We start from the raw sequence: 9,106 nt of genomic DNA, 5'->3' as shown, positions 1-9,106 counted from the left end.
TCTCAGATCAATGCAGTACAGCGCATTGCCTCGCATGGCGATCCGGTGATCTGCGTGATCGAATGCAGCGATGACCGGTCTGTGGTGGCGGGACGGGGTACAAGAGCTGCGACGGTTCGTTTCGGCCGAAGGTGGCGAGCCGGACCGGGTGCACGACGTGGACCTCGCCTGGCGTGCGTTCCAGGCCTTCCTCCACGTGCCGTTGCTCGGGCTCTACGACCGATGGCACAACGAAGTCGAGGCGGACACCCTGGTCATCGAGTTCGGAGAGTCGGGCTGTCCCGATGACGACCGTCCCGGACTGCTGCTGGCCAGGAGGTTCGCGATCCCGGCGGTGGAGTGGGTTGACGGGGAGCCGATGGAGTCGTCCCAGGACGAGCCCGCCGACCGCGATACCGGGCACTACGCCGCGGACTTCGTCCAGATTGAACTCGAGCTGTTCTTTCCGCCGGATGTACTCGCCCACGCCGACGATCTCTGGACCGCGGCGGACAGCGGCAGATTCGCCGCCGCCGCTCTCGCGGAGGCGGATGAACTGGTCCGAGCTCTACGGTTGGGGCCGGCCAGCCACAGCCACCTCCACCTGACGGCCTGCAACTGACCCGTCCTGCTCAGCCGGCTGGCGCACCCGCCATACGACCAGGCATCCGCACCGCGCCCACGGCACCGAATCGATCACGGCGCCAAGGGTGGGGACACACCGTCGAACACGTCCATAAGTTCATGATCAACGTGTCGGGGGGTGCGTGGGGGTTAGCGGTGGAGGGTGGTGGTGCGGATTTGGAGGATGAGGGGGGCCGCTTCGGCGGGGGTGCGGTTGGGGAAGAGGGCCAGGGCGATGGTGCCGTTGTCGGCCCAGCCGCACACGGCGAGTTGGCCCTCGGTGCTGTCGGCGGAGCCGCACTTGACCACGCCGCCCAGGTCGCCGGGGTCGATCGAGTGCAGGCCGGCCACGCCGCCGGTCTCGTCCTCCATCAGCTTGAGGACGGTGTCGAACTCGGTCTCGGGGCGCAGCAGGGTCGTGGCGCCGCCGAACACCATGATGCTCTTGGCGGGGCCGGCCGGGTCGCTGTAGATGGCGCTGGCGGTGCGGTCCAGGTCGATGTCGGCGGCCAGCGCCGTCATCAGGTAGCCCGCGGTGTCCTTGGCCGCGTCGCTGTCGTCGCGGGTCAGCTCACCGATGCGCTCGGGCATGGTGAGCTGGGAGTCCTTCTGCTGGATCACCCGCCAGGCGGTGGGGCCGACGAAGACGACCGACAGCAGCGCGGCGACGCCCAGGGCGCCGAGCGCGATGCGCATGGTCTTGCGGCGGCGGCCGGGGTTCGGCGCGTCGTCGTCGGGTTCGTCGGTCATCGCGCCGGGCAGCAGGCGTACGGCGGGGCGGGCGTAGGCGGGGATGCCGTCGCCGGTCGGCGCCGGGGCGCCACCGGTGTCGGAGCCGCTGAGGACAGGGCCGTCTTCGGGACGTACCGTGGACTCGTCTGACATTGCTGACCGCCTCTCGCCGACTCGCGGAGCCTAGCAAGCGACGGCCTGCCAGCGGTGGACTCCCGACAGCTTCGTAGACTTGGCGCGTGACCGAGACCCAGCCGACGCGCGACGCGCGCGCATCCCAGCCTGTCGAACTCGCCGCCGCCTACACGCCCGGCGACGTAGAGCTGCGGCGGTACGAGCAGTGGGTATCGGCCGGGCACTTCGACGCCGACGCCAAGAGTGACAAGCCGCCGTTCGCGATCGTCATCCCGCCGCCGAACGTGACCGGTTCGCTGCACGTCGGCCACGCGCTCGATCACACCATTCAGGACTCGCTGATCCGCCGCAAGCGGATGCAGGGCTTCGAGGCGCTGTGGCTGCCGGGCATGGACCACGCCGGCATCGCGACCCAGAACGTGGTGGAGCGGCGCCTGGCCGCCGACGGACTGTCGCGTCACGACCTGGGCCGCGAGGCGTTCGTCGAGAAGGTGTGGCAGTGGAAGGCGGAGTCGGGCGGGGCGATCCTGGGCCAGATGCGGCGCCTGGGCGACTCGGTGGACTGGTCGCGTGAGCGTTTCACCATGGACGAGGGCCTGTCGCGGGCGGTGCAGACCATCTTCAAGCGGCTGTACGACGACGGCCTGATCTACCGCGCCGAGCGCATCATCAACTGGTGCCCGCGCTGCCTGACCGCGCTGAGCGACATCGAGGTGGAGCACACCGACGACGAGGGCGAGCTGGTCTCGATCCGGTACAGCGACGAGATCGTGGTCGCCACGACCCGGGCCGAGACGATGCTGGGCGACACCGCGGTGGCGGTGCACCCCGACGACGAGCGGTACAAGCACCTGATCGGCACCGAGGTGGAGCTGCCGCTGACCGGCCGCCGCATCCCGATCGTGGGCGACGCGCACGTGGACCCGGCGTTCGGCACCGGCTGCGTGAAGGTGACCCCGGCGCACGACCCGAACGACTTCGAGATCGGGCAGCGGCACAACCTGCCCTCGATCACGATGATGGACGAGCGGGCGATCATCACGGTGCACGGCCCGTTCCAGGGACTGGACCGGTATGAGGCGCGCCCGGCCGTGGTGGCGGCGCTGCGCGAGCTGGGCCTGATCGTGGCCGAGAAGCGGCCGTACGTGCACGCGGTGGGGCACTGCTCGCGCTGCAAGACGACGGTGGAGCCGCGGCTGTCGCTGCAGTGGTTCGTCAACACCGGCCCGCTGGCCAAGGCGGCCGGCGACGCGGTGCGCGACGGCCGGGTCCGGGTGGAGCCGGCCGAGCTGAGCAAGCGCTACTTCGCCTGGGTCGACAACATGCACGACTGGTGCATCTCGCGCCAGCTGTGGTGGGGCCACCGCATCCCGGTCTGGTACGGCCCGGACGGCGAGGTCGTCTGCGTCGGCCCCGACGACCAGGTGCCGACGGGTGAGGGCTGGCGCCAGGACGAGGACGTGCTGGACACGTGGTTCTCGTCGGCGCTGTGGCCGTTCTCCACGCTGGGCTGGCCGGAGCAGACCGCGGACCTGGCGAAGTTCTACCCGACCAGCGTCCTGGTCACCGGCTACGACATCCTGTTCTTCTGGGTCGCCCGGATGATGATGTTCGGCCTGTACGCGATGGACGGCAAGCAGCCGTTCGACGTCGTGGCGCTGCACGGCATGGTGCGCGACCAGTTCGGCAAGAAGATGAGCAAGTCGTTCGGCAACGTGGTCGACCCACTGGACTGGATCGACCGGTTCGGCGCCGACGCGACCCGGTTCACGCTGGCCCGGGGCGCCAACCCCGGCTCGGACGTGCCGGTGTCGGAGGAGTGGTGCCAGGGTTCGCGCAACTTCTGCAACAAACTCTGGAACGCGACCCGGTTCGCGCTGCTCAACGGCGCGCACACGCAGGGTCCGCTGCCGACCGAGCTGTCGACGATCGACCGGTGGATCCTGTCCCGGCTGCAGCACACGATCACCGAGGTCGACGAGTACTTCGAGGGGTACGAGTTCGCGAAGGTCTGCGACAGCCTGTTCCACTTCGCCTGGGACGACGTCTGCGACTGGTACGTCGAGCTGGCCAAGCCGGTGCTGACCGGCGCGGACCCGGCCGCCGCCGACCGCACCCGGCGGGTGCTCGGGCACGTGCTGGACCAGCTGCTGAAGCTGCTGCACCCGGTCATCCCGTTCGTCACCGACGAGCTGTGGTGCGCGCTGCACGGGGCCGAGGGCGACACGTCGATCATGGTGGCGGCGTGGCCGTCGGCCGACCCGGCGCTGATCGACGACGCGGCCGAGGCCGAGCTGGAGACGCTGCAGCGGGTCGTCACCGAGGTGCGCCGCTTCCGTGCCGACCAGGGCCTCAAGCCGGGCCAGCGGGTCGCGGCGAGCCTGGACGGGCTGCCGGGTGCCGGCATCGCCGCGCACGAGCCGCTGATCCGCTTCCTGGCCCGGCTGGAGGAGCCCGGTGACGGGTTCACCGCCACCGGCACGGTCGCGGTCGCGGGCGGCGTAACGGTGGCGCTGGACACCCGGGGCAGCATCGACGTGGCCGCCGAGCGGGCCCGCCTGACCAAGGACCGGGCCGCCGCGGAGAAGGAGATCGCGCAGGCGACGGGCAAGCTGGGCAACGAGGGCTTCCTGGCGAAGGCGCCCGAGCAGGTGGTCGCCAAGCTGCGCGAGCGGCTCGCGACGGCGCAAGCCGACCTGACTCGCATCGACGCGGCCCTGGCGACGCTAGGGTGACTTCTGTGAGCTCATCCGCTCGTGAGGGCGCGAACGAACCGACGTACGCCGAGGCGGAGGCCGCGCTGAACAAGCGCGGCTTCACCCGGATGGTGTTCGACCTGGGGCGCATCGAGGAGCTGCTGGACGTGCTCGGCAGCCCGCAGCGGGCGTACCCGTCGATCCACCTGACCGGCACCAACGGCAAGACGTCCACCGCCCGGATGATCGACAGCCTGCTGCGCGCGCACGGGCTGCACACCGGCCGGTACACCAGCCCGCACCTGGAGACGGTCCGGGAGCGGATCAGCCTGGACGGGCAGCCGGTCGACGAGGAGCGCTTCACCGCGGTCTACCAGGAGGTAGGGCCGGTCGCGGAGCTGCTGGACGCGCGCAGCGACGAGCCGCTGACGTACTTCGACATGACCACGGCGCTGGCGTTCGCGACGTTCGCCGACGCGCCCGTAGACGTGGCCGTGGTCGAGGTGGGCCTCGGCGGGGCCGAGGACGCGACGAACGTGCTGCACGCCGGGGTCACCGTGATCACCCCGATCGGGCTGGACCACACCGAGTGGCTCGGCGACACGGTCGAGGACATCGCGCTGGCCAAGTCGGGCATCGTGCACGAGGGCTCGACCCTGATCTGCGCCGCGCAGCCGGAGGAGGCGCTGGAGCCGATCCTGGACCGCTGCGCCGAGGTCGGCGCGACCATCGCCCGCGAGGGCAGCGAGTTCGGGGTGCTGGACCGCAACCTGGCGCTGGGCGGCCAGGTGCTGCGGCTGCAGGGCCTGGGCGGGGTGTACGACGAGATCTTCCTGCCCCTGCACGGCGCCCACCAGGCGCAGAACGCGGCCGTGGCGCTCGCCGCGGTCGAGGCGTTCCTCGGCGCGGGCAAGCACCGGCAGCTGGAGATCGACCTGGTCCGGGAGGGCTTCGCCACGGCGTCGTCGCCCGGGCGGCTGGAGCGGGTGCGCAACGCGCCGACCGTGCTGGTCGACGCCGCGCACAACCCGCACGGCATGACCGCCACGGTCACCGCGCTGGTCGAGGAGTTCGCGTTCCGGCGCCTGGTCGCCGTCGTCGCCATGCTCGCGGACAAGGACGTGCCGGGCGTGCTGGAGCTGCTGGAGCCGGTCGCCGACGAGATCGTGTGCACCCGCAACTCCTCGCCCCGGGGCATGCCCGCCGAGCAGCTGGGTGAGCTGGCCCGCGAGTACTTCGGCGAGGACCGGGTGCACGTGCACACCGAGCTGCCCGACGCGATCGAGGCGGCGGTGGCGCTGGCCGAGGAGGACGTCGACGCCGGCATCAGCGGGGTCGGCGTGCTCATCACCGGTTCGGTCGTCACGGTCGCCGACGCGCGCCGGCTGCTGCGCCGGTGACCAGGCGAAACAGGGGGACTCGATGACCAGACCGGGCGAAGCGGCGGCGGGGGCCGCACCGGAGGGCCCCGCCGGGCACACGCCCGGCGAGGCGCCCGAGCGCGAGCTGCGCCTCACCCTGGGCGGCAAGCCCAGCGGGCTGCGCAACCCGTCCAAGGCGGTGCGCGGCCTGGGCGCCGGCCTGCTGGTGATGGAGGCGCTGGTGCTGCTGCTGGCACTGCTGCCGATCCGGGTGCTGGGCTCACCGTCGAGCAGCAGCTTCAGCATGGTCGTGGTGCTGCTCGCGGTGCTGGCCGCCGTGCTCATCACCGGCACGCTCGGGCACCGCTGGGGCTGGTGGCTCGGCTCGCTGTTCCAGGTGGGCCTGATCGCGCTGGGGTTCATGCACTGGGCCTTCGCCGCCGTCGGCGTGGTGTTCGGCCTCGTCTGGGTGTACGTGCTGCACACCCGCCGCACGATCCTGGGCTGAGCGGGGCTAGGCCGCCTTGGCCTTCCACTCGATGATGCCGATGCCGTGGCCGTCGGGGTCCTTGAACGAGGCGGCCCACAGCTCCAGCCGCTCGCCCTGGTTGACCACGCGCGGGGCGAAGCCGAAGCTGACCCCGAGCACCTTGAGCTCCTCGTACACCGCCTCGACGTCGGTGACCTCCAGGTTCAGGTGCACCAGGCGATGGTTGGCGCGGCTCGGCTCGGTGGCCTTGCGTAGCACGATCCGGGTCTCGCCCGAGGCGAGCACGAGGTTGCCCGGTCCGCCGTCGACCTCGTAGAAGCCGAGCAGGTCGTGGTAGAAGGCGCGGGACCGGTCGAGGTCGCTGACCAGCAGCGTGATGCCGACGCCGTGGATGGAGCTGGCCACCGCCGGACGGGCCTGCGGGCTGGCGATCAGCAGGTCGTCGACGGCCGCGGTGTGGGCGGCCGCCGTCCGTGCGGCGGGCTCCGCAGCCGGGGACTCCTCGGCCGCGCCGGCGGAGGGTGCGGGCGCGGACGGCGCGGCGGGCTCGGGCACGTCGGAGAAGTCGATGGCGCTGACGTCGCCGGGCGTGGGCTCGCGCGGTGCGGGCACGTCGGCGACGAGCTCGCCCTCCAGCACCGCCGTGGCGGACTCGGCGCGCCGGTGGTGCGGGCTGGGCCGGCGCGACAGCGGCTCCAGGGTGCCGTCGATCGGTGCCGTCTCCGCCGGGGGCGGGGCGGCCTGGGCGGGCGGGCGGGGCGGCTCGCGCCGGGACCGGTCGGCGTCGACCGGCATGGCCGACACCGGCACCGCCTCGACGGGCACCGCCGAGACCGGCACCGCGTCCAGATCCACCGGGTCTTCGTCGCGGTAGCCGACATACGTCTCGTCGCCGCCGCCGGCGAAGTCGTAGTACGCCTCGTAGAGGTTGTAGTCGTCGTCGATGTGGTGCGGGTCGACGTAGTGGTCCTCGTAGCCGCTGTCGTAGCCGGGGGCGTGCGGGTCGTCCTCGACGTAGGTGGCGCCCAGGTCGGCGGCGTAGCGCTCGCCGTGCGTGCCGACCCGGTCCCACTGGATCCTGATGCGGCGGGCGTCGCCGACCGCGACCAGCACCGGCAGGGTGTCGCCCACGTCGGGCCACTTGAGCACCTGCACCTTGGGGTCGATCATGTTGACCGTCTGCCCTGGATGGCCCGGCGCGTCGAGCAGCACCTGCATCTCGCAGCGGCCGAACTCGCCGTGCGGCGGATCGGAGACCTTCACGACGTGGATCGTGCCCGCGACGAACGCCTTGTCGGCGCCGCGCATCGACGCGGTGGTCAGCAGCGCGACCGCCACCACCAGCATCGCCGCGCCGATGGCGCCCAGCGGCCAGCTGGCCATGCCGGCCGACATCGAGATGACGAACAGGCCAAGCGCGCCCAGGCAGACCGCGATGGTGACCCGGCCCGGCCGGACCGGTCTGCGCCCCAACCGTGCCAAGCTCGGCCTCCCCTATCCAAGTGGCGCTGGGCAGTGCGAGTCGTCCCCCCACAGCCCGCCGTCACGCGGCGACGCTGCGTCCTCATGGCAACCATAGGCGGGTCCGTCGATCGAGGAAAGTGCAGGCGGGTAGGCTGGTGAACCGGCCTCGCATCGCCGCAGGTCGGACCATGTGTCGCGTTCAAGGAGGATCCGTGTCGGAACGTTCGCTCGTGCTGATCAAGCCCGATGCCGTGCGCCGTGGCCTGGTGGGCGAGATCGTGACGCGGTTCGAGCGCAAGGGCCTGAGCCTCGACGCCCTCGTGCTGCGGACCATGGACGCCGACCTGGCCGACGCGCACTACGCCGAGCACGTGGAGAAGGCGTTCTACCCGCCGCTCAAGACGTTCATGACGTCCGGTCCGCTGGTGGCCGCGGTCGTCTCCGGCGACCAGGCGATCGCCGTGATCCGCGCGCTGGTCGGCGCGACCGACGGCCGGGCCGCGGCCGCGGGCACCATCCGCGGCGACCTGTCGCTGTCCAACCGCGAGAACCTCGTGCACGCCTCCGACTCGACCGAGTCGGCCGAGCGCGAGATCAAGCTCTGGTTCCCCGAACTGTCGTAACCGGCGCCTACGGTGGCCGCCATGCCGACAGCCACCTACGCGTACCGCGGTGCCTCGGCGCTGACCCCGGACGGCCTCGGCCTGACCGGCGAGGGGCGGAACGGATTCGGCCGCCACCGCAGTGCGGTGGCGGCCGAAGGCGTGTGCGTGGGGCGAAGGCGTCAGCCCTTGCCGTTGCTGACCGAGGTGCAGGTCAGCACGATCTCGGTGTCGGCGGCGACCTTCTCGCCGGCCGCCGGGGTCTGCTTGGTGACCTTCCAGCTGACCAGCAGGGTCAGCTCCTTGCCGTCGTCACCGACGAACTTCACGTTGGTGAAGCCCGCGGCCGCCAGGATCTTCTCCGCCTCGGCGGCCTTCTTGCCGACCACGTTCGGCACGGCGACGAGCACCGGCGCCGCCGGGCTCGGGCTCGGGGACGGCGCGGCGGTGGGGCTGGGCGACGGCGCGGCCGGCGACGGGCTGGTCGCGGCGGCGGTGGTGGCGACGACAGCCGAAGGCGAAGCGGTGCCCGAGGTGTTGTTCGGGTCGTCGCTCTTCTTCCACCACTTCATGTACGCGAAGCCGCCGCAGAGCAGCAGGAGCAGGATGAGCAGGAGCAGCAGGAGCAGCAGCAGCCAGCGCTTGCGCCCGCCGTTGTTGTCGTCGTCCTTGCCGTCCTTGTCCTCGTCGCCGTCCTTGTCGTCGGCCGGAGCGGGCGGCGGGGTGGCGGGCTTGGGGTCGGCCGCGCCTTCGTCGGCGGGCTTCGGCGTCGAAGCCGGCTCGTCGGGGGTGGTGTAGTCGGAGTCTGACACTTCGTGCCTCTCGTTGTGTCCTATGTGTCCGCGAGCTGCTTTGGCAGCGGATGCGAACACCGGACATGATGGCCGCTCGGGCCGGTGCGGTCACTAGACCGTTGGGTAGCATCCACGCTCACCGAACGGTCAGCCCACTTGTGCAGCGAATCAGCTCACTCACGTACGCGCTGGCGGGATGCCGTACACAGTGGAGGAACGGGTCTGGTGT

The 9,106-nt window shown here is 71.4% G+C and carries 8 protein-coding genes; 5 read left to right on the top strand and 3 right to left on the bottom strand.

What is annotated here, in order from left to right:
• Nucleotides 1-70 precede the first annotated feature (70 nt).
• Nucleotides 71-601 carry a hypothetical protein gene (locus QEZ54_RS32215; protein ID WP_281308527.1) on the top strand — a complete coding sequence of 177 codons (531 nt, stop codon included), beginning with the start codon at nucleotides 71-73 and terminating at the stop codon, nucleotides 599-601.
• Nucleotides 602-753: 152 nt separating this feature from the next.
• Here the strand turns inward: QEZ54_RS32215 and QEZ54_RS32210 are convergent, their stop codons facing one another.
• Complete coding sequence (locus QEZ54_RS32210; protein WP_281308526.1) at nucleotides 754-1,488, bottom strand: hypothetical protein; 735 nt, start codon at nucleotides 1,486-1,488, stop codon at nucleotides 754-756.
• A gap of 86 nt (nucleotides 1,489-1,574) precedes the next feature.
• On the opposite strand from QEZ54_RS32210, the gene QEZ54_RS32205 reads away from it, so the two are divergent.
• The 3 genes from QEZ54_RS32205 (at nucleotide 1,575) to QEZ54_RS32195 (ending at nucleotide 6,035) form a co-directional block, all read left to right on the top strand.
• Nucleotides 1,575-4,205: a valine--tRNA ligase gene (locus tag QEZ54_RS32205; protein WP_281308525.1), complete on the top strand. Its 2,631-nt coding sequence runs from the start codon at nucleotides 1,575-1,577 to the stop codon at nucleotides 4,203-4,205.
• Between the two features lie 89 nt (nucleotides 4,206-4,294).
• Nucleotides 4,295-5,566 carry a folylpolyglutamate synthase/dihydrofolate synthase family protein gene (locus QEZ54_RS32200; protein ID WP_281308533.1) on the top strand — a complete coding sequence of 424 codons (1,272 nt, stop codon included), beginning with the start codon at nucleotides 4,295-4,297 and terminating at the stop codon, nucleotides 5,564-5,566.
• 22 nt (nucleotides 5,567-5,588) lie between these two features.
• Nucleotides 5,589-6,035, top strand: a complete 447-nt coding sequence (locus QEZ54_RS32195) for a DUF4233 domain-containing protein (protein ID WP_281308524.1) — start codon at nucleotides 5,589-5,591, stop codon at nucleotides 6,033-6,035.
• Nucleotides 6,036-6,041: 6 nt separating this feature from the next.
• On the opposite strand, the gene QEZ54_RS32190 is transcribed toward QEZ54_RS32195, so the two are convergent.
• A complete protein-coding gene (locus tag QEZ54_RS32190) occupies nucleotides 6,042-7,499 on the bottom strand; it encodes a VOC family protein (RefSeq protein ID WP_281308523.1) in 1,458 nt (485 codons plus the stop codon).
• A 194-nt stretch (nucleotides 7,500-7,693) separates the two neighbouring features.
• On the opposite strand from QEZ54_RS32190, the gene ndk reads away from it, so the two are divergent.
• Entirely contained in the window at nucleotides 7,694-8,104 is a 411-nt protein-coding gene (gene ndk, locus QEZ54_RS32185) for a nucleoside-diphosphate kinase (RefSeq protein ID WP_281308522.1), read from the top strand.
• 161 nt (nucleotides 8,105-8,265) lie between these two features.
• Here ndk and QEZ54_RS32180 read toward each other — a convergent pair whose 3' ends face one another.
• Nucleotides 8,266-8,895, bottom strand: coding sequence for a PASTA domain-containing protein (locus QEZ54_RS32180; protein WP_281308521.1), 630 nt, complete (start codon nucleotides 8,893-8,895; stop codon nucleotides 8,266-8,268).
• Nucleotides 8,896-9,106: the final 211 nt, after the last annotated feature.

The sequence above is a fragment of the Catellatospora sp. KI3 genome (genome assembly GCF_029948125.1).
In the GTDB taxonomy this organism is placed as follows: domain Bacteria; phylum Actinomycetota; class Actinomycetes; order Mycobacteriales; family Micromonosporaceae; genus Catellatospora.
The sequence above is the reverse complement of the archived record's forward strand: the minus strand, read 5'-3'. Positions and strand labels throughout refer to the sequence as shown.